Raw genomic sequence first — 19,492 nt, 5'->3', positions numbered from 1 at the left:
CTTGCAGTATGCTTACATTATGAAAACAAAATAACCATGCCCTACAAAGTAAGGGCATGGTTATTATTTATTTATTCTTCCGACTGATCATTCTCGTCAGCTGGTTGTTGATCTTTGTTTTTTCCAAAGAAACGAAGCAGATCGCCATAAACGATCTTATCGGAATAGGCAAGGTCGGTTTTAGCCTTCTCCATGTATGGTTCACAGGCAGCTTTATCTGTTTCCTCTCCAGTTTCTTTATCATAACAAACATTGTTTGTATAAAGGTAGTTTTCAGTGATAAAGCTTCCATCACGAAGAATTGTAAAGTTATCTTGTTTTTCTGCAAATAAGTCGTTACCAAACTTAATCATATCTTTCGTCTCGATTCCAAGAAGGTGCATCAAAGTAGGTTTCAAGTCAATTTGACCACTAACCTGATCCATCACTTTACCTTCTTGACCAGGAATATGAACGACAAGAGGTACTCGTTGTAGCTGAGTAGATTCAAATGGCGTAATCTCTTTGCCAAGGAATTCTCCCATTGCTTTATTATGATTCTGAGAAATACCATAGTGATCTCCGTACATGACAAAGATCGAGTCTTCATATAAGCCTTCTTCTTTCATACGTTCGAAGAACTTCTTCAAAGCTTCATCCTGGTATCTTACTGTTGTGAAGAAACGATTCACGGTACCATCTTCAGAAGTCCATTCCGGAATAAACTCATCTTCTTTTTCTAATGTGAAAGGAAAATGATTTGTTAGTGTAATGTATTTCGCATAGTAAGGCTCAGGCATCGTCTTCAAATATTTGATCGACTGATCAAAAAAGTATTCGTCCTTCAATCCCCAACCGATTGAGTTTTCTGGAGTGACAGAAAAGTCGTTAATGTCATAAAACTTGTCATACTTTAGAGCATCATACATCACATCACGGTTCCAGAAACTTTTGTTATTTGCATGGAACACTGAACTATAATAACCTTCTTCACTTAAAACCTCTGGGCTTGCATTGTATTCATTCCCTGAGTGAGTAAAGAAAACTGCTCCACTCGGTAGTCCGTATAGTGAATTCTCCACTATAAATTCTGAGTCCGATGTTTTCCCCTGTGCTGTTTGATGATAAAAGTTAGGGAAGTAATAGCTATCTTCAATCAAATCATTTAGGAATGGCGTAATTTCTTTCCCATCCACTTCTTCATTTACGACGAAGCTTTGTGTTGATTCAAGTGAAACAAGAATAACATTTTTCCCTTTTGCTTTACCGAACATCTCAGGGTTTGGCTCAACATGATTAGCTTTTACATAGTTCTCAATATCTACGATCTCACTACCATCTGCAAATGCGCGCTGCGCTTTAGCTTTTGATTGAAGAACAGCATCATAAACATGGTAGTTGTATGTTCCGATATATTTAATAAGCATTTCACGGTCAAATGTACGTGTTAAAAGTTGCGGACGTTCTGTTTCTGCAAGACCTACATTAATAGCGAAAAGAGCAATCGCACTTGCAAAGACAATAGCGATTTCTTTCTTCTTCACTTCAAATGCTTTCGTCTTACGAACAAATAAATAGACAGCTAATACAATGATATCTAGGAAAAGCAAGAAATCATATCCACTTACAAGCTCAGTAATACTGTTACCTAGCTCTCCCATGTTGTTTGTTTGGAACAACAGTGGAATCGTGATGAAGTCTGTAAACTCACGATAATAGACAACGTTGGCGAACAATATGAATGAACCAATGAAATTGATTACTAGTAGCACCCTATTTCTATATTTAGGTGATGCGAATAAAGCAAATCCTAGGAACAATAGAATGGAACTTATTGGATTCAGAAAGAGGATAATCCCTTCCATTTTATTCTCTGTTTCAATGTTAAAAGCAAATTCATATACAAAATACGTTTTAATCCAAAGCATTATTGCTACAATAAAGAAGAATAAATATTTGTTTTGTAGCTTTTTCATCATTTACTTAGTACCTCCTTAGTTGGCTATAAGGAAAGAGCTACCATCTGTTTCGTTATCAACCATACATAAACGATATGATAGTACGTTTTTGAAAATATTTCAACTGCCTTTTATCCTTATTTTCTTCCAAAATGTGTGGTTTCATTTAAAACCTTGTCTTTTCCCTACTAATAATAACGATTTATGTTACAAAAAAGTTTCAATATGGGGTAATTTACATAAAAAAAGAAGAGGTCAAACTCTTCTGACCTCTTTATTTCCCTCAATCTTTATAAGTTAAACACTAGGCATCAGGACTTTTGCATTAATTTTGATTTGACTAGCCACGCTCCACCAATGACACCTGCATCATTTCCTAAGGTTGCAATTGCAAAATCGGCACCTTCTTTCACTCTTGGAAGCGCAAATTTCTCAAATTCTTTCTTAAGCGGCGTTAGCAACGCATCTCCTGCTTTAGAAACCCCACCTCCAATAACAATTTTGGAGGGATTCATCGCGTTAGCAAGATTTCCGATAGCTAAACCTAAATGAAATGTCGTTATGTTAACCACTTCTGTTGCATGAGCATCACCAGATCGATACGCATCAAAAACATCTCGAGCTGTTATCTCTTTTATTTTATGTAGCAAGCCTTCAGAATAAGCATCAATCGTATCCTTTGCTGTTCTGACTATACCTGTAGCAGATGCGATTGTTTCCAAGCAGCCAGTCTTACCACAGTTACACTGCACTCCACCTTCAGATATAGAAGTAATATGGCCAATCTCTCCAGCCATCCCATTAGTTCCATGGATGATCGCACCACTGGAAATTAATCCACCTCCAACCCCTGTACCAAGAGTAATGCAAAGAAGATCTCGTGCGCCGTCTCCAGCTCCTCTCCACATTTCTCCTAGAGCAGCAATGTTAGCATCATTATCAATAACAACTGGTAAGCCTGTTTCCATCTCTAGATTGTCTTTCAAAGGGAAATCTTTCCATCCGATGTTGACTGCTTGATAAATAAATCCAGAGTCCATTTCGATAAAGCCAGGAGCCCCCATACCGATCCCAACAAAACGCTCATTCGTTAAGTCTAACTCAGTCATCTTATCATCGAGAGCTCTTGCGATATGTGTAGTGATGTGCCGTCCCTCTTCACTTTTGTCGGTTGGTATCTCCCATTTATTTTGAATTTCCCCATAATAATCAATAAATGCTAGCTTTATTGTTGTGCCACCCAAATCCACACCAATAAACCATTTCTTCTCGACCATCATCATCCACCTTTTTTCTCTATATTATTTTAATGGGAAGCCTTTGTTTTGCAGAAATTGCTTCATATATGTTCGTACAGGTTTTCCTAATTTATTTGCCATGAGAGAAGTCCATCCAGCATTACGCTGCCCTTTCGTCCTATCATGATAATAAGATGAGATGGTGGCATCATATTCCTTTAATCCTTTAATAAACTCTTCTTTATTCGGCTCATATTCGTCAACATGGTAAATATTACGAATTGGCAATCGAGGTTTTTTATCCGGAGTCTGAATTGGATAGCCAACGCATAAACCGAATAATGGTATCACTTTGGAAGGAAGGTTTAAGAGATCACTAACTTCCGCTAGTGAATTTCGAAGTCCTCCTATATAACAAATGCCAAGCCCCATAGATTCGGCTGCAATCGCCGCATTTTGAGCAGCTAATGAAGCATCGATCAAACCAACCATGAATTTTTCAGTTGATTCTGTCGCTTCAGTTATATCGATATCATGTAAACTAGCCGCTTCATGATGTCGGTTATAATCAGCACAGAACACGAAGAAATGTCCATTTTCTTCAACGTAACTTTGATTTCCAGCTAGTTCAGCAAGTTTTTTCTTTTTGGACTTATCTTTAACACCAATAATCGAGTATGCCTGAATATAACTTGAAGTTGAAGCAGCTTGAGCCGACCTTACAATTGTATAAATCTGCTCCTCAGTTAAAGGTTTATTTTCAAAATCCCTTATCGAGCGGTGTTCTAAAAGTGTTTCAATTGTTTGATTCATTTTTGTCCCTCTCTTTTTGCATTTCTGCTTTTAGAATCATTCTTCCTTCAAGATATAATTCTTGTTCGATCATTTTCATTTCATATAATTCGTGTAGCTCTTCCTCCATCAATTCGAGATCACCTAACCGGCTTCCAGTATAGACAATCATTCCGAACTTCTTTAGGAGTTGTTGTACTTCAAAGACTGTTTTTTTCATTTTCCTCACCACATTTATTATAGCAATCCATACTCTTAAGTAAAATGATTCAGCACAAATAAAAGACATCCTCTTTATTGGAGAATGCCTTAGTTTACTATTTCAAGAATGTCTTACTATTATCGATCTGGGTCTTTCGGGTGAAGTACGGTCGGCCTTCTGTTCTTCACCGGCATAGGCGACCGTAAGATAACATCACGGAATGCACGATAGGAAAACGGTATAAATGGCCATAAATAAGGGATATGAAATGATTTCGTACGAATAAGTAAAAGAATCCACAACGTGACTCCAATCGAAAAGCCTATCACTCCAAATGCTGCCGTCATAACTAATAATCCTATTCGAACAATACGGTTTGCTAAACTAAGTTCATAAGAAGGGGTGGCAAAGGTACCCATGGCTGCTAATGCCAAATATAAGATAACTTCATTAACAAACAACCCGACCTCAACCGCTACTTGTCCAATTAAGACTGCTGCTACTAGTCCAAGCGCCGTAGCGAGGGACGAGGGGGTATGAATGGTAGCCATTCTTAGAATATCTAACCCTACTTCTATCAACAAAAACTGTAGGAATATTGGAATTGTACCTGTATCATCTGCTCCAATGAACCTCATGTTCCCACCAAGTAATTCAGGGTTTGATGCAAACAAATACCATAATGGAAGAATGAAGATACCAATCCACACAGCAATAAAACGAATTAGTCTTAGGTATGCTCCAACAAGTGGTTTTTGCCTGTATTCTTCAGAATGCTGAAGGTGATGCCAAAACGTCGTTGGAGTAATTAATACACTTGGTGAGCCATCCACGAAGATCAATACGTGTCCTTCATAAAGATGAACTGCTGCAGTATCTGGTCGTTCTGTATACCTTACGAGCGGATATGGATTTAAAGGGCGACCACAGATAAACTCTTCAACTGTCTTTTCTGCCATGGGAATCCCATCTGTATCGATCTTCTTCAAAGACTCTTTAATTCTATTCACGATTGACGGGTCAGCGATATCTTCTATATAACTTATACAGACATCTGTTTTAGAGCGTCGTCCAATTTGCGTATATTCCATTCGAAGCGTTTTGTCTCGAACTCTTCTTCTCGTTAGTGAAGTATTAAAAACGATTGTTTCAACAAAACCATCCCGAGCTCCTCTCGTAACCCTTTCTAAATCAGGTTCTTGCGGACCCCTTACTGGATAGGTTCTAGCATCGATCATGATAATTTCATCAATTCCTTCAACGACAAGCGCTGTTGGACCTGATAAAACAAGATCGATGACAGTATCGAGATCATTTTGTTTTTCAATTTCTACATATGGTAAATGCACTTGCATTAACTTCTCTAATGGATCTGGCTCTAGTTGGTCTGGTTCTAGTTGCGACAATAACTTCATCAGATAATGCAATATGTCATCTTTAACAAAGCCATCTATTAAAAACATCGCCATACTTCTACCAGCGTATTGAAGGTCAAGCTGAATAACATCGAAACTTTTGCCAACACCGAGCTCATTATGTAAATAATTCACGTTATTTGCAAAAGATTTCGTAACTGGATGTTCAATTCTATTTTCAGACATGCATGCCCCTCCTCATATCCATCATTAACCAATTCCATGACGTACATACATGGAGAATAATTGGGCACAAAAAAATCAGCCGTAATGGCTGATTTTTGATTAATCGATCATAGAAGACTGGATATACTGATAAATTAATTCTGCAGTATGGAGCATCGATGATGCGTGAGTGCGCTCATATGCGTGTGAAGCATCAATTCCTGGGCCGATAAGAGCATGGCGAATATCAGCACCAGCTCTTATCGCCGCCGAAGCGTCAGAACCATAGTATGGGTAGATATCTACTTTGTAGTCAATGTTACATTCTTCAGCAAGATTAACTAACTGATTCCTCAGTCGATAATGATAAGGTCCGCTTGAATCTTTCGCACATATAGAAACAGTAAATTCATCTGAAGCTTGTCCATCTCCGAGTGCACCCATATCCACTGCTAAATATTCAATCGTCTCGTTTGGAATGTTTGAATTACCACCATAACCAATTTCTTCATTATTCGATATAAGGAAGTGCGTCGTATAGGGCAACGTCACATTTGCTTCTTTTATTTTCTTGATATTTGCGAGAAGTAAAGCCACACTCGCTTTGTCATCGAGGTGTCTCGATTTAATAAAGCCACTATCTGTTAATTGGACACGTGGATCGAACGCAGTGAAATCTCCTATGTTGATTCCCAGTTGCATAACGTCTTCTTTTGAATGAACTTGCTCATCTAACCTAACTTCCATGTTCTTCTCGTCTCTTTTTATTTCACCATTATTTTGATACACATGAACAGACGTTTGATGAAGTAAGATGGTTCCCGTGTACCTTTTACCTGAGGAAGTAATGATTTCGCAATACTCTCCTTCGATTGCATTCCATCGAAACCCTCCGATCAGTGATAGCTTAAGTCGACCATCGCTCTTAATTTCTTTCACCATTGCACCTAGCGTATCAACGTGAGCTGTTAGCATACGATGCTTAGTCGTATCCTCACCTTCAATCGTTGTAATAAGCCCACCTTTATTATTTCTTCTACTCGTCATCCCTAATTCTTGTAGTCTTCCTTCAACCCAACTGATTACTTCATCTGTATATCCTGAAGGGCTAGGAATGCTAACTAATTCTTTAGTCGTTTGTAATAACTCATCTGCTTTAAAATGATTGTTCATCAATTTCCTCCCTTTCCTCTCCCAACAACAGTTACGCGTTTTACCTCTACTAAAAATCAAATTCCTATCATAGTATGATGACAAGCTTATTAATTTTGGAGGTTTAGGATGATTAAAAAAATACATTATATCATCATGCTTAGTGTGATAGGTTTTTTTGCACTCATCCTCATAAACACAAACAGCAATCCTGTGAGGGAATCCTTTACATATTTTCCTCCTGATCCAGACACAACGTTTGAATCAGCAAAAACCTCTCTTTCCATCTTAACGCAGGAAGATGAAGATGAATACACGCTTAGCTTGAAAACAGAATCTAACTTAAGTGAAACTGCTTATCTAAGACAAGACATTACGATGCTTTATGAAGAAGGTCGTTTGCTTGAAACGATGTCCAAGTGGGAAGAAAATGTAAAAACACTTACCAACCGAAAGAAAATAAAGAGTGAAGATAGCGGTCATTATGAAGCAGTATCCTATCATTATGGTGAGATTCACTATCCAAATGATATTATTAAAAGTGCCCAAGAAATGAGCTACGCTCAACTATATGTAATTGATTCTCCTATGACACCGCTTGAATCGTTCACAAATCCAACCAGTCAGGAGGAAGTGGAGTGGAAAAGGCTCCTTGACCATGCCGTATCCCAGCAATCACATATCGTTTTAAAATCATTAATCGACCAGTTCCAAATTAAACCCGAAGATTATTACATTATTCCATTAACCAAATTACACTACTATAATGCCGCGCCATTACCTGGCTTAACAAAGGAGCAATCCGTAGATGCAATAGGTGGTATATGGGAGGGATTATACAAATATTATTTTTTAGGAATTCAACCTGAAGACGGAGAAATTGAATCTCCGATTGGAAGTACTATCCCCTATATTTTACTTCATAAAGAGTCACCCTATTTGTTAGTTTTGTACCAAACAAAAAGCGGTAAGAATGTTCAACTCATTCAATACCTAAATAAACCAATCATTAGAAAACCGGATAAAAGTTAAAGGTTTGTAAGAATCACATGTGAGAGCTCCTGAAAGGTAGATACTTCGGGAATAATAGAATCATTTGGTTTCGCATTTTCTTCCCTAGAATTAAAATAGATAGCATCGAATCCCGCTTCTACCGCAGGCTCAACATCCTGATTCCATGAATCCCCAACATAAAGATAGGTTCCTTCTCTTTCTTTTGCATTAAAGAAAATTTGAGGATCGGGCTTAGACAACCCTACATGCTGAGAAATATGGATGGTTTCAAAACTAAACCATCGATCTAAACGTAACTCTTTAATTTTTGAACGTTGAACTTCGTCCGCACCGTTTGTAATGATCCCTAATAATACTTGTTGATTTGAAAGTTTTGTTAACAATTCTTCAGCACCTGGAAATAGCTCGGCGAAAGCTGCTACATTGGTTTCATATTTTGATTGAAACTCTAGAGCTTCTTCATCCTTACTCTTGATATTAAAATTCTCATTCGCCGATTGAAATCGATTAATTTGATATGCTTCTCTTGACCATTTTCCGGATTCGTAATACTCCCAATATTCGTCGCAATATCTTTTGAAAACCTCAAACCATTTCTCTGGTGATACGGAAGAGTTCTTTCTTACAAGCATTTCATCTGCAAAATATAGCATTGTTTTACGGAAAGCCCTCTCATGGTCATAAAGAGTATTATCTAAATCAAAATAAATATGTGTCCAATACATGTTCTACACCACCTAAAAAAACCTCCGCCTGATGGCAGAGGTTTAAGATAAAAACGAAGAGAACAGCTTTTTGCGAACACCTGGGATCTTCAATGTATTTCCTACTACAAAGCGCCTCACCATCGCAATGCCAAGTAAGCTGTTTGAAATTCTATAACGGTACTCATAAATGACGATCACTAACGAAAGCAGTAATATCAATCTAGAAATTCTCATGAATTTATTCCTCCTGAAACGTTATGTTAGTACTACTGTTTACAGGAGGATCATGTTTTATCCATTTTGAATCGTATTCGACTTCTTGAAGCGTATATCGTTCACGTATCCTAGTACAATTGTGAAGATCGGAGAAAGCCATAAGAATAAAGCAAACGGCAAATAACTAAGAACTGAAACGCCTAACGTTTCTGCGAAGAACGCTCCTGATACTCCCCATGGGATAAGTGGATTAACGAGTGTACCAGCATCTTCAAGGGTTCTTGATAAGTACTTCCTATCGATTCCGGCTTTATCGAAGAATGGCTCAAACGTTTGCCCGGGAAGTAATATCGATAAATATTGCTCACCAGTTAATAAGTTCACCCCGATAGAAGAGCCTGCGGTTGCTGAAATCAAATGGCCTTTTCGATTCAATAATTTTGTTAGACCTGTCATCAATGCTTCGATGATGCCTAGAACCTGCAGAACTCCTCCTAGTGCAAGAGCTAGTAAAATTAAGGAAACGCTCCACATCATTGATTGTAAGCCACCTCGATTAATAATTCCATTAACTAGCTCACTTGATGTTTCAAGTATAAACCCATTCTGCATCGTATTTATAATCGCCGTCGCAGAGAAAACACCCTGAGCCCCAATTGAAACTAAGATCCCCGCAATCAAGCCAGAAACTAACGTTAGTAATACAGGCACCCGAATAAGAGCAAGTATAAGTACAACCAACGGTGGTAGTAGCGTCCAAAACGATAAGTTAAACTCATTTGATAAAACAAAAAGAGCTTTTGATAATTCATCAGGATTTACTGAAGAAGAAAATTGATTGCTCATGATAAAAAAGAAAATAATCGTAATAATGATCGCAGGAATAGTTGTGTTCATCATGTGCCGTATATGCGTAAAGAGATTAACTCCTGATACAGCTGGAGCAAAGTTTGTCGTATCAGATAATGGAGACATCTTATCTCCGAAACATGCCCCAGAGATAACAGCTCCAGCAGCTAAAGCTGGATTAACCCCCATCGCAGTTCCTATCCCCATCATAGCTATACCAATTGTACCAATGGTAGTGAATGAGCTACCAGTGAAACTTGATACGATAATCGTAATGATTAAAGCACTAATTAGAAACCATTCAGGTTGAATAAACTTCAATCCTCCGAACAGAAGTGCAGGAACTGTCCCACTTTGCATCCATATCGCAATCATCATTCCAACAATGAATAGAATCAACACAGGCTTTAACCCAGTTGTAATACTTTCAAGTAAGCCTTTTTCGATGTTCTCCCACTTGATCCCTCTCACTAGACCAAATAGACTAACCCCTACAATACCAACAAAGAGTGGCATGTGTGGTTCAACCCCCATAATAATAATACTGAAAAGCATCCAGCCCATGAGAAGCGAAATAACGATGAGCGCGGATGAAAAAGATAATTTTTTCACAACTTAACTCTCCCTTTTTTTAATAACTATTAATCAGTGTGTCCTAACACTATTTTTCCCATAAAAAAATCCCTTCTAAAAAGAAGGGACGAATGTGATCGCGGTACCACCCTAATTAACAGCAAATGCTGTCCTCTTAAGTTCCAGAATAACGACTGGATTGCCGGGTGTATTTATACCTAGTTCCTCAGCTGTAAGTTCACTTTCTGAATGCCCCGATTCACACCTTCCACCGGGTCTCTGTTGCTGCTCCTCAAAAGCTACTCGGCTGATTCATAACTTTTATGCTTTTATGCTTTTGTGCGTTTAAGTAATACTGATATTTTATACCTGATACTTTAGTCTGTCAAGACAAAATTACGTCCTACAAAAAATGAAAAAAAGCACCAGTAAACACTGGTGCTCTGTTACATGCCTATATACCTAGAATAAAGAGCTTTTGCACGACCACTATCACTCGTACCTTGAACGAGCACTCGCCCATCTGGAAACATTACGATCCGCTCTCCTTCTTCTAGTTCTGCTTTAAGTAAAAACGGAGTTTTCTTTACTTTGGCTATATTCTCTAACTTGTTAGACCATTCTTTCAGATCAAACGTCTTTTCGATTTTGATCTGGATCGTTTCTCTCCCACATAGTGAAGCCACATCGCTTGTTGCACCATGTTGTAAAGCAGGATACTCCTGTTTTTGACAAGCTGGGCAGTCTACTTTAGGGGATGAGTACTTCATTGAATATGTGTGGTTATTCCATATATCAACTGTGAGTAAGCAACGATTTAGTTTATCGTGGGCACCTACGAAGTATTTCATTGCTTCCGTCACTTGATAAGACGCGATAATATCAACAATGGGCGATATGACACCTATTGTATCGCACGTCTCGCCAGTAGTAGAACCATCGCTCTGTATGAAGCACCGTAAACAAGGTGTTTCACCAGGAATGAAGAGTGCAGTCATACCCCTTGAACTAACAGCGCCTCCATAAACATAAGGTACCCCTGTCTTAAAAGCAGCATCATTCAATAAAAAACGAGTTGAGAAGTTATCGGTACCATCCATCACCATATCGATACCTTCTACTAACTCGATAATGTTTGAAGCGTCCACGTCTGTAGTTATAGCCTCGATCTTTATCTCTGAATTCATTTTCTCAAGCTTATTTTTAGCAGCAACTGCTTTGGGTAAAGCAGCCTCGACATCTTTCTCATCAAATAACATTTGTCTTTGCAAATTGCTTTTCTCAACATAATCACGGTCAACGATTCTTATTTTCCCAAAACCTGCTCTTACCATATGGTTGGCTATCGCGGTGCCAAGTGCTCCCATTCCAACAATCAAAATACTTGTGTCACCAAATTTCTTTTGACCTTCTTCTCCAATTTGAGAGAATAACATCTGACGTGAATAACGCTGGTACTGACTCATTGATTTCTCCCCTTCTGAATCTTCATATAGTCTTCTTTGGTGTTAACATTTGCAAACAAATGTGTTGCTACACTGAACGTTACATATCGTGTGTTCAACTCTTCTAGAACATCTATGACTCGTTTGTTACCAAGTTGTAACTGACGATGGATCATCTCTTTACATGCATATCTGTACACAGCACATAGTGGATGAATCCGACCATGTGCTACTGGAATAATTGCATCAGCTTCTGGATTTCGCTCCGCTTCATCCAAGAGGGTAGAAATAAGGTCTTCAGTTACAAGCGGCATATCGCAAGCAACGACAACGTAATAGATTGCTTCCTTTGAATTCATCGCCGTCATTAGCCCTGCTAGTGGACCCTTTCCAGAGAACTTCTCTTCATCCATTACTACTTCTACTTTCTCAGGAAGTTGAAACTTATTTATAAGATCTGGCTTTGTTACGACGATGCTTTCATTGACATGACTATCTAGTTCATTCAATATTTTTGTATAGAAAGGTTCACCATGATAGTCAATAAACGCTTTATCAGTACCAAACCTACGTGATGCTCCTCCTGCTAATAACACACCACATGCTTTCATAAAAACCAAACACCTCCTGCTAAACCTCCAAATATAGAAGAAATCAAGTTGACAACATCATTATTTATACCGGCTATTCCCCGAGATTTAATCGTTCTATGTCCACAATGTTCAAGGTGTTCGGTTTTCATCGAGCAGTACTTACAATAGAACTCTTCCTGAATAGATGCACCGATGATCGTGTCTATTATGCAGCCAAGAATTCCTGCCGCTGTAGATACAATGAATAGCTCCAAAGAAAATCCATAGATAGGATAACCGACTCCCGCAATTAGTGAGGCAGCTATGATTGATGCTAAAAACCCTAGCATGCTGACTGCTCCTGATGTCCCTGGAGGTACAATTTTAAGCTTCAGGACGTGAAATGGATTTTTTTTAGAAAGCACGCCTAATTCTGAAGCCCACGTATCGGCGTTGGATGTTGCTAAGGCAGCAACAAAAAAGGCTAACCAAAATATAGAATGGGAAATTCCCATCATAATTCCTGCAAAAGCAGCAGCACCCCCGTTAGCTAAAACCTGATACTCGTCTCTTGCCGCCCCTTTTACCACAATTTGTTTAATAGCGTTTTTCCGACCGCTCTTGTATTTGCTCCAAACGGTCGAAGTAACAAAAAACACTCCGAGTAGAATTAATCCCTTCCATCCAAAGCCATATGCTACAGCTGTTCCTACCATAATCGAAGCTAAGGTACCTTTTTTATTTAAAGCGCCCATTGCGAGCCCAACTAATCCGGTTGCTAAACAAATGACAAAATAAAGAACCATCATGAGAAGGACATAATCGTTTCATCAGTAATAAGTGCTCCTACCGGGAGATCGAATGGCTCAACAGGTATTTCTTTCACCAATTGGAAACCATACGCTAAAGAAACTGTCTTATTGCTATATTTCTGAAGAAATCTGTCATAATAGCCTCCACCAAACCCAATACGGTAACCTCTTTCATCAAATAACAGGCCTGGTACGATCAACAACTGAATTTGTTCAGGAGTACACTCTTCTGTAAGTTCTGGTTTTGGTTCCTGCAAACCGAAATACACAGTTTCTAGCTCATCCCAACTTCTTAAATAACGAAAGGTCATCGTTTTATCTTTTGGCTCGCACTTCGGTACAGCTACTTTTTTACCAGCCGACCAAGCATGTTCGATAATTTTCCTCGTATCCACTTCTTTTTTCATTGCAATCGTTAAGCCGATTGTATTCGCTCTCTTATAAGGCTCATATGTAAATAATTGTTCAAGAAGCTGATCGTCACGTTTCCTTTTCTCTCCATCGGAAAGCTCTTTCAATCGATTTTTCATTTCCGTACGTAATCTATGTTTTGTTTGCATTGGTCCCTCTCCCTTATACGTTATTACTATCAGTTTAAGGGAAAAAAGACAAATAAAAAAGCAGTAGGATAACCTACTGCTTACTTTGTTTCGCGATGTAACGTGTGTTTCTTTAGTCTTGGGCTATATTTTTTAAGTTCAAGACGATCTGGGTTTGTACGTTTGTTCTTAGTAGTAATGTAGTTACGATCGCCAGTTTCAGTGCAAGCCAATGTAATTTGTACGCGCATGAATATCCCTCCAAATCCTATCAAACTGTTCATTTAACAACATACTTTATTATGATAACAAACAATTCTCGTTCTATCAAGTTGTTTTTATTCTTAAGAAAGAGCTTTGTATTTTTCAATATAATCCTTGACCACATCAACATAAGTAGAGTGTGACCAAGTAAGCGGAGCAACAGAAAGTGCCTTTCCCGTATATGGGTTCACTTGTTCAGGTAAGATTCCACTTGATAAGGAATGACGTTGAGCCCATTCAATGTGAATCTTGGCTTTTGCTAACTCCTCGATGGATTTCGCTTTAGCGATTTTCCATTTTGCCATCCATAACGTGCAAATAACCCACGGGTTTCCTGGAACTTCTTCAACATTTTGTGACTGTTGAAAGTAATAATCGCTAACGTACCGTGCAATTCCGCCAATAGATGTTTTTATAGAGAGACGCTCTTCTATTAATTCCATCGTTCTCACAATTCTCGGATCATCAGGTGGTAGAACACCAAAGGCAAATAAACCAAAAACGCTACTTTCAATCGTGTAATCCTTTGTAATTTCTCCAGTTTCACTATTGGTATAAATTCCTCTTATAAAACACGAACGGTCTTGATCATAAAAGTGTTGTTCAATACCCTTCTTAATTTTCTCTGCACCTGCAAAATAGCTTTCTGCACGATCATCCTCACCGAAAAGGGTTGCAAACGAGTGCGCCGCCATCAATCCCCCATATGTTGCAGCAGCCGTGAAACTAAACACACCAAGCCGCTCTTCCCATAAATCATACGAAGGGAGAGGCAAACTAAGGGTCTCATCCATATATTCGAGGAGAAACCTTGCCCCAGGGCGAATTAGGTATTTATAAAGTGATTGTGCAAATTCAATATCACCCGTCGACTGATAGTGTTCCCAGAACGCCCATAAGACTAAAGCTGTCTCATCTTCTTGAATAGGAAGTTGCGGAGAGCCAGAACGATCGATATAGGGGTGCCAACTTGAACCAACCGATCCATCAGGATTATATTTATGATGAAGGTATCCATCAACTGACAATAGTTCCGCGCAACAGCGGTAGAAGTTCGATACCATACCATGATAGCCAGCTTTGGATAATGAAGCAGCAATAAGGGCTCCGTCCCTTGGCCACATATAACTATAGTGATCTCGATTATAATGAAGGATATCAGAATCGTTGGCTGCAATGATTGTTCCATTCTGATTCGTTTGAGTACGAACAATAAGGAGGCTACGTTTATAGAGTGATAATAATTCTGGACTCAAGTCGGATTCAGGAATAATCGATTTGTTTACCCACCTGTTCCAATACATGCGTATTTTCTCTACGGTTAAACGCGTTCCAATCTCACTAACGTAGGCGTGAAGATTGCTAACTTCTTCTTTTGTTCTTCCGACAGTCATCCAATAATATGCAGTTGTCTCCGATTTCCCAGCAATTTCGGTTTCGAGTGAGAATGTGCTATCGATAGACCCCTGTGCAATTGGATTTACATGAAGGTGACCATCCTCCGCATCCCGCCATGTCCCTTCTGCAGCCTGGAAGCGTTTTATCCCCGTTGTATATTGTTTGATACCGACACCGTCCACCTCTCCATTAAAAAGAAAATATCTATATCTCTTATAATGAATTATGGATTTTGTATCCGGACAGTAATACGCTGTATCCCCCACTTCAGTTTCATAAATATTCAAATCTTGATGAAAAAACAAACGCACTTCTTTGTTTTTCTCTTCTAGGTTTTGAATGGTGATTTTTCGTATCATCAACATTTCTCGTTGGTGTACACCTTCTTCGAAAATAAGCTTTAAGCCGAGATGAGGATGATAAGCTGTACTATACGTTACCAACGTATCTTCATCATAGTTAGGATTAATTTCCCATTCGGATGAATGGAGCCAAGAAAAATTCCCATCAACCCAAACTCCGATTCTGTTTGCATGACCTTGAACATGATTCTGCTGACCGACATAAGGGTAGAAAATATCTCTTATCTGCAAGAATTGGTCCATATTGATTAAGAGCTGTCCATTACCAATCACTAAGTGTCTTGGCATCTTGTCCCTCCTCGTCCACCATCTAGTTTAGTTTATTTCACAAACTGTCTAGAGATTACTAGAGGCGTAAAGAAAGGATTATAAAAAAATCCACCCTCCTTGTGTAAGGAAGATGGATATTATCTTTTAAGTGTTCAAGTCGTATCGTTTACCTTTTACAACGTAAATCACGCTTTCTGAAATGTTCGTACAATGGTCGCCAATTCTCTCAATGTAGCGACAAATGAATGCTAATTGCTGAATTTGACTGATACTATCAGGGTATTTTGTCATCAGCTCCAATAGCTCTTTAACTAGACGTCCGTACATATCATCGATTTCATCATCAGCATCCGCTACGTCTTTCGCTTGATTCACATCTTCTTCATAGAAAGAAGACAACACTTCCCTTAGCATAGTGTTCGCTTTTTGAGCAAGAGCAGGTATCTCCTCAATAGGCTTTACAAAAGGTTTATCACCGATTCGGATGATCGACTTAGCAATATTTACAGCGAGATCGCCTACTCGTTCAACATCAGTTGAAATTTTCAAAGCAGAAATCAAGCGACGCAAATCTGACGCAAGCGGTTGTTCCTTTGCAATAAGCCAGATTGCTCTCTCATTTATCTCTTCTTCAAGTCGATTGATCTTATAATCATTGTCAATTATTTCAAGAGCCTTTTCCACATCCTGATTCTCCAGTGCATGAATCGCATCGTCAACAGCAAGTTGCGCAAGAGAACCAAGTTCCAAAAGCTGAGCTTTAATTCCATCTAATTGTTCTTGAAAGTTTCCTCTAACTACCATAACAGTCACCCCCCGATATAATTAACCAAAACGACCAGTAATGTAGTCTTCTGTGCGTTTATCTGTAGGATTAGAAAACAGCTTGCTTGTATCAGAAAATTCAACTACTTCACCATTAAGGAAGAAAGCTGTTTTGTCAGAAATTCGAGCGGCCTGTTGCATATTATGCGTAACGATAATAATACTAAATTCTTTCTTTAATTCTTGAACGAGTTCCTCAACTTTTAAAGTTGAAATTGGATCGAGAGCTGAAGTTGGTTCATCCATCAAGATGACGTCTGGTTCGATTGCGAGACAACGTGCGATGCACAGACGCTGCTGCTGTCCACCCGAAAGACCGTATGCATTCTCATTCAATCGGTCTTTTACTTCTTCCCACAGTGCTGCACCTTTTAGACTTTTCTCTACGATTTCATCAAGGACTTTTTTATTCTTAATTCCGTGAATCTTCGGCCCATAAACAACATTTTCATATATGGACTTTGGAAATGGGTTTGGCTTTTGAAATACCATTCCCACTTTTGTACGGAGATCTTCTACTTTATATTTATTATCAAAAATATTGTTGTCTCGGTATTTGATGTCACCAGACATTTTCACGATTGGAACCATCTCTACCATTCGGTTAAGTGCTTTGATGAACGTTGATTTACCGCACCCTGATGGTCCGATGATAGCAGTAACTTGGTGTTCTGGTATATCGAAATTAATATCCGTTAACGCCTGATCTTTTCCATACCAAAGATTAAAGTTCTCTATACTATATACAGATTGAGCATCTTTCTTCAGTTCTTCTTCCTTACGAGGAGCTTTTTGGACCTTTTTTTCATCCATAATCGTTTTCATGATACTATTCCCCTTTTCACGTTGATGATTAGAGTACGATTTTACTTAAAGTCGCTTTGAAAATTTATTGCGAATTAACACAGCGATCGAATTCATGATCAATAGCATCGCAAGAAGGACAATAATCCCTGCAGCTGCTACATCGTGAAACTCCGTTTGTGGACGACTTGTCCAGTTAAAGATTTGAATTGGCATGACAGTAAAACCAGATAATAGGTCTTCAGGTAGATAAGCAACGAACGTGAGCGCACCGATCATAAGCAATGGTGCAGTTTCACCAATTGCTCTCGATAGCGCTAATATTCCACCTGTCAAGATTCCAGGAATCGATGCAGGCAATACGACTCTTCGAATCGTTTGCCATTTCGTTGCTCCCATAGCAAAAGAAGCCTCTCTTAACTCATTAGGAACAGAACGAATTGCTTCCTGAGCTGCTACCACGATAATAGGTAAAATCAATAAACTCATCGTTAAACCACCAGCTAGCACACTTCGTCCCATCTCAAGCATGCGCACAAAAACAGTAAGACCGAGCAAACCAAACACAATGGAAGGAACACCTGCAAGGTTTGATATGTTCAGTTGAATAAAGGTAGTAAACCGATTCTTCTTTGCGTACTCTTCAAGATAAATCGCTGTCCCCACACCGATGATTAATGAAACGGGGGCAATTACTCCCATCACCCATAAAGAACCGAAAAAGGCAGCTTTTATTCCTGCTTTTTCAGGAAATCGTGAAGCGAAATTTTGAAAGAATTCTAAATCTAAATAACCAATTCCTTGAGTGAATATCCGATATAACAGGATAACGAGAACAACAAGCGCAAACAGCGTTGCCCCCAAAAAGACTCCCTTTAGTATGTTGTTTTTCGCTAACCTCGTTTGCATTTTACTTTTAACTTTTGCCTGATCGATTAATTGCATTAGTATTCCTCCCTAAATCTACGAGAAATATATTGAGCGATGAGGTTCATGATTAGGGTGAATAAGAACAGCGTCATCCCTACTGCATAGATACTATAGTAGATCGTTGTACCAAATCCTGCATCACCAAGGCTAACTTGAACGATATACGAAGTCATCGTTTGTATTGACTCAGTTACATCCATTGTCAGTTTCGGTGTAGCACCACCAGCTACCGTAACAATCATTGTTTCACCGATTGCTCGTGAAATAGCTAACACGAATGATGCGATGATGCCAGAGAGTGCTGCTGGTAGAACTACCTTGACTGCAACTTCAAAACGAGTTGCACCAAGTCCTAGAGCACCTTCTCTAATTGCATTTGGTACTGAACTCATAGCATCTTCAGAAAGCGAAGCCACCATTGGAATAATCATGATTCCTATTACTAATCCAGGGCTTAGTGCATTGAATACCGGGAGACTCGGAATAACGTTTTGCAATACAGGTGTCACAAAAGTTAAAGCAAAGAATCCATATACGATCGTTGGAATTCCTGCTAATACTTCCAAAATCGGTTTAATAAATCGTCTTACGCGATCACTTGCATATTCACTCAAATAAATGGCAGCAGCTAACCCGAACGGAATAGCAACCAACATAGCAATGCCGGTTATCATAAGTGTGCCGGAAATAAGTGGCCAAATTCCATAGTCAGGGTCTCCTTCAAAGAATGGATACCAATCTTTATTTGTAAAGAATTCAATAATAGAAACACGATTAAAGAACGTAAATGTCTCAACAATCAATGTAAATACAATTCCTAACGTTGTTAGCACTGAAAGAAAGGCACAAAAAAGTAATAAACCCGGCACCAATTTTTCCATAAAATTCAAACGTGCTTTTTGCTTTTCTTTTTTATCTTTTATCATCTGACGAATTGATTTTTCCATGCTAATACTCCCCTCTCACACCAGAGCAAAACAGGTCAAAGTGAGGAGCTATTCACTCCTCACC

At 38.8% G+C, this 19,492-nt stretch carries 20 protein-coding genes and 1 other annotated feature; of the genes, 1 reads left to right on the top strand and 19 read right to left on the bottom strand.

The window, feature by feature from the left end:
- Positions 1 to 71: 71 nt before the first annotated feature.
- The 6 genes from SJY16_RS07585 to SJY16_RS07560 form a co-directional block, all read right to left on the bottom strand.
- Positions 72 to 1,958, bottom strand: a complete 1,887-nt coding sequence (locus SJY16_RS07585; protein WP_377888508.1) for an LTA synthase family protein — start codon at positions 1,956 to 1,958, stop codon at positions 72 to 74.
- Positions 1,959 to 2,248: 290 nt separating this feature from the next.
- Positions 2,249 to 3,220 carry an ROK family glucokinase gene (locus SJY16_RS07580; protein WP_377888506.1) on the bottom strand — a complete coding sequence of 324 codons (972 nt, stop codon included), beginning with the start codon at positions 3,218 to 3,220 and terminating at the stop codon, positions 2,249 to 2,251.
- A gap of 18 nt (positions 3,221 to 3,238) precedes the next feature.
- The gene (gene nfsA, locus SJY16_RS07575) at positions 3,239 to 3,988 is read right to left on the bottom strand and encodes an oxygen-insensitive NADPH nitroreductase (protein WP_377888504.1); all 750 of its coding nucleotides are present in this window, start codon (positions 3,986 to 3,988) and stop codon (positions 3,239 to 3,241) included.
- Positions 3,972 to 4,187, bottom strand: coding sequence for a YqgQ family protein (locus SJY16_RS07570; protein ID WP_377888503.1), 216 nt, complete (start codon positions 4,185 to 4,187; stop codon positions 3,972 to 3,974). Before SJY16_RS07570 ends, nfsA begins: the two co-directional genes overlap by 17 nt.
- A 119-nt stretch (positions 4,188 to 4,306) precedes the next feature.
- On the bottom strand, positions 4,307 to 5,770 hold the full coding sequence (locus SJY16_RS07565) for a spore germination protein (protein ID WP_377888502.1): 1,464 nt from the start codon (positions 5,768 to 5,770) through the stop codon (positions 4,307 to 4,309).
- Positions 5,771 to 5,869: 99 nt separating this feature from the next.
- Entirely contained in the window at positions 5,870 to 6,922 is a 1,053-nt protein-coding gene (locus SJY16_RS07560) for a M42 family metallopeptidase (RefSeq protein WP_377888501.1), read from the bottom strand.
- A gap of 108 nt (positions 6,923 to 7,030) precedes the next feature.
- Between SJY16_RS07560 and SJY16_RS07555 the strand changes: the two genes are divergently transcribed.
- Positions 7,031 to 7,933, top strand: coding sequence for a hypothetical protein (locus tag SJY16_RS07555; RefSeq protein ID WP_377888500.1), 903 nt, complete (start codon positions 7,031 to 7,033; stop codon positions 7,931 to 7,933).
- Here SJY16_RS07555 and SJY16_RS07550 read toward each other — a convergent pair.
- The 13 genes from SJY16_RS07550 to pstC all read right to left on the bottom strand — a co-directional run bounded on the left by SJY16_RS07550 (position 7,930) and on the right by pstC (position 19,428).
- Positions 7,930 to 8,640 carry an HAD family hydrolase gene (locus SJY16_RS07550; RefSeq protein WP_377888498.1) on the bottom strand — a complete coding sequence of 237 codons (711 nt, stop codon included), beginning with the start codon at positions 8,638 to 8,640 and terminating at the stop codon, positions 7,930 to 7,932. The genes SJY16_RS07555 and SJY16_RS07550 overlap by 4 nt on opposite strands.
- 42 nt (positions 8,641 to 8,682) lie before the next feature.
- Complete coding sequence (locus tag SJY16_RS07545; RefSeq protein ID WP_377888496.1) at positions 8,683 to 8,856, bottom strand: hypothetical protein; 174 nt, start codon at positions 8,854 to 8,856, stop codon at positions 8,683 to 8,685.
- Between the two features lie 57 nt (positions 8,857 to 8,913).
- Positions 8,914 to 10,299, bottom strand: coding sequence for a Na+/H+ antiporter NhaC (gene nhaC / locus SJY16_RS07540; protein WP_377888495.1), 1,386 nt, complete (start codon positions 10,297 to 10,299; stop codon positions 8,914 to 8,916).
- A gap of 81 nt (positions 10,300 to 10,380) precedes the next feature.
- Positions 10,381 to 10,585 (bottom strand) — a binding site (T-box leader).
- Positions 10,586 to 10,706: 121 nt separating this feature from the next.
- Positions 10,707 to 11,726: a ThiF family adenylyltransferase gene (locus SJY16_RS07535; protein ID WP_377888494.1), complete on the bottom strand. Its 1,020-nt coding sequence runs from the start codon at positions 11,724 to 11,726 to the stop codon at positions 10,707 to 10,709.
- On the bottom strand, positions 11,723 to 12,316 hold the full coding sequence (mobA, locus tag SJY16_RS07530) for a molybdenum cofactor guanylyltransferase (RefSeq protein WP_377888493.1): 594 nt from the start codon (positions 12,314 to 12,316) through the stop codon (positions 11,723 to 11,725). Before mobA ends, SJY16_RS07535 begins: the two co-directional genes overlap by 4 nt.
- Positions 12,313 to 13,086 carry a DUF92 domain-containing protein gene (locus tag SJY16_RS07525; protein WP_377888491.1) on the bottom strand — a complete coding sequence of 258 codons (774 nt, stop codon included), beginning with the start codon at positions 13,084 to 13,086 and terminating at the stop codon, positions 12,313 to 12,315. Before SJY16_RS07525 ends, mobA begins: the two co-directional genes overlap by 4 nt.
- Complete coding sequence (locus tag SJY16_RS07520; RefSeq protein ID WP_377888490.1) at positions 13,083 to 13,649, bottom strand: 5-formyltetrahydrofolate cyclo-ligase; 567 nt, start codon at positions 13,647 to 13,649, stop codon at positions 13,083 to 13,085. The genes SJY16_RS07525 and SJY16_RS07520 overlap by 4 nt, the downstream gene beginning before the upstream one ends.
- Before the next feature lie 80 nt (positions 13,650 to 13,729).
- On the bottom strand, positions 13,730 to 13,879 hold the full coding sequence (gene rpmG, locus SJY16_RS07515; protein ID WP_136947542.1) for a 50S ribosomal protein L33: 150 nt from the start codon (positions 13,877 to 13,879) through the stop codon (positions 13,730 to 13,732).
- 93 nt (positions 13,880 to 13,972) lie between these two features.
- Positions 13,973 to 15,940, bottom strand: coding sequence for a glycoside hydrolase family 15 protein (locus SJY16_RS07510; protein ID WP_377888489.1), 1,968 nt, complete (start codon positions 15,938 to 15,940; stop codon positions 13,973 to 13,975).
- 126 nt (positions 15,941 to 16,066) lie between these two features.
- Complete coding sequence (gene phoU, locus SJY16_RS07505; RefSeq protein ID WP_377888488.1) at positions 16,067 to 16,726, bottom strand: phosphate signaling complex protein PhoU; 660 nt, start codon at positions 16,724 to 16,726, stop codon at positions 16,067 to 16,069.
- 21 nt (positions 16,727 to 16,747) lie between these two features.
- On the bottom strand, positions 16,748 to 17,572 hold the full coding sequence (gene pstB, locus SJY16_RS07500; protein ID WP_377888486.1) for a phosphate ABC transporter ATP-binding protein PstB: 825 nt from the start codon (positions 17,570 to 17,572) through the stop codon (positions 16,748 to 16,750).
- Between the two features lie 45 nt (positions 17,573 to 17,617).
- Positions 17,618 to 18,496 (bottom strand): phosphate ABC transporter permease PstA, encoded by an 879-nt coding sequence (gene pstA / locus SJY16_RS07495; RefSeq protein ID WP_377888485.1) that lies wholly within the window; start codon positions 18,494 to 18,496, stop codon positions 17,618 to 17,620.
- Positions 18,496 to 19,428, bottom strand: coding sequence for a phosphate ABC transporter permease subunit PstC (gene pstC, locus SJY16_RS07490; protein ID WP_377888484.1), 933 nt, complete (start codon positions 19,426 to 19,428; stop codon positions 18,496 to 18,498). Before pstC ends, pstA begins: the two co-directional genes overlap by 1 nt.
- Positions 19,429 to 19,492 lie beyond the last annotated feature (64 nt).

The organism is Alkalihalobacillus sp. R86527, assembly GCF_042466185.1.
In the GTDB taxonomy this organism is placed as follows: Bacteria; Bacillota; Bacilli; order Bacillales; family Guptibacillaceae; genus Guptibacillus.
This window is presented reverse-complemented; position numbering and strand designations above follow the sequence as displayed.

Coding starts and splice junctions, on each gene's coding strand:
- SJY16_RS07565 (WP_377888502.1), bottom strand. CDS start 5,770: ATGTCTGAAAATAGAATTGAACATCCAGTTACGAAATCTTTTGCAAAT.
- SJY16_RS07520 (WP_377888490.1), bottom strand. CDS start 13,649: ATGCAAACAAAACATAGATTACGTACGGAAATGAAAAATCGATTGAAA.
- SJY16_RS07535 (WP_377888494.1), bottom strand. CDS start 11,726: ATGAGTCAGTACCAGCGTTATTCACGTCAGATGTTATTCTCTCAAATT.
- SJY16_RS07560 (WP_377888501.1), bottom strand. CDS start 6,922: ATGAACAATCATTTTAAAGCAGATGAGTTATTACAAACGACTAAAGAA.
- rpmG (WP_136947542.1), bottom strand. CDS start 13,879: ATGCGCGTACAAATTACATTGGCTTGCACTGAAACTGGCGATCGTAAC.
- nfsA (WP_377888504.1), bottom strand. CDS start 3,988: ATGAATCAAACAATTGAAACACTTTTAGAACACCGCTCGATAAGGGAT.
- mobA (WP_377888493.1), bottom strand. CDS start 12,316: ATGAAAGCATGTGGTGTGTTATTAGCAGGAGGAGCATCACGTAGGTTT.
- SJY16_RS07510 (WP_377888489.1), bottom strand. CDS start 15,940: ATGCCAAGACACTTAGTGATTGGTAATGGACAGCTCTTAATCAATATG.
- SJY16_RS07580 (WP_377888506.1), bottom strand. CDS start 3,220: ATGATGATGGTCGAGAAGAAATGGTTTATTGGTGTGGATTTGGGTGGC.
- pstC (WP_377888484.1), bottom strand. CDS start 19,428: ATGGAAAAATCAATTCGTCAGATGATAAAAGATAAAAAAGAAAAGCAA.
- pstB (WP_377888486.1), bottom strand. CDS start 17,572: ATGAAAACGATTATGGATGAAAAAAAGGTCCAAAAAGCTCCTCGTAAG.
- SJY16_RS07525 (WP_377888491.1), bottom strand. CDS start 13,086: ATGATGGTTCTTTATTTTGTCATTTGTTTAGCAACCGGATTAGTTGGG.
- SJY16_RS07585 (WP_377888508.1), bottom strand. CDS start 1,958: ATGATGAAAAAGCTACAAAACAAATATTTATTCTTCTTTATTGTAGCA.
- phoU (WP_377888488.1), bottom strand. CDS start 16,726: ATGGTAGTTAGAGGAAACTTTCAAGAACAATTAGATGGAATTAAAGCT.
- SJY16_RS07545 (WP_377888496.1), bottom strand. CDS start 8,856: ATGAGAATTTCTAGATTGATATTACTGCTTTCGTTAGTGATCGTCATT.
- SJY16_RS07550 (WP_377888498.1), bottom strand. CDS start 8,640: ATGTATTGGACACATATTTATTTTGATTTAGATAATACTCTTTATGAC.
- pstA (WP_377888485.1), bottom strand. CDS start 18,496: ATGCAATTAATCGATCAGGCAAAAGTTAAAAGTAAAATGCAAACGAGG.
- SJY16_RS07555 (WP_377888500.1), top strand. CDS start 7,031: ATGATTAAAAAAATACATTATATCATCATGCTTAGTGTGATAGGTTTT.
- SJY16_RS07570 (WP_377888503.1), bottom strand. CDS start 4,187: ATGAAAAAAACAGTCTTTGAAGTACAACAACTCCTAAAGAAGTTCGGA.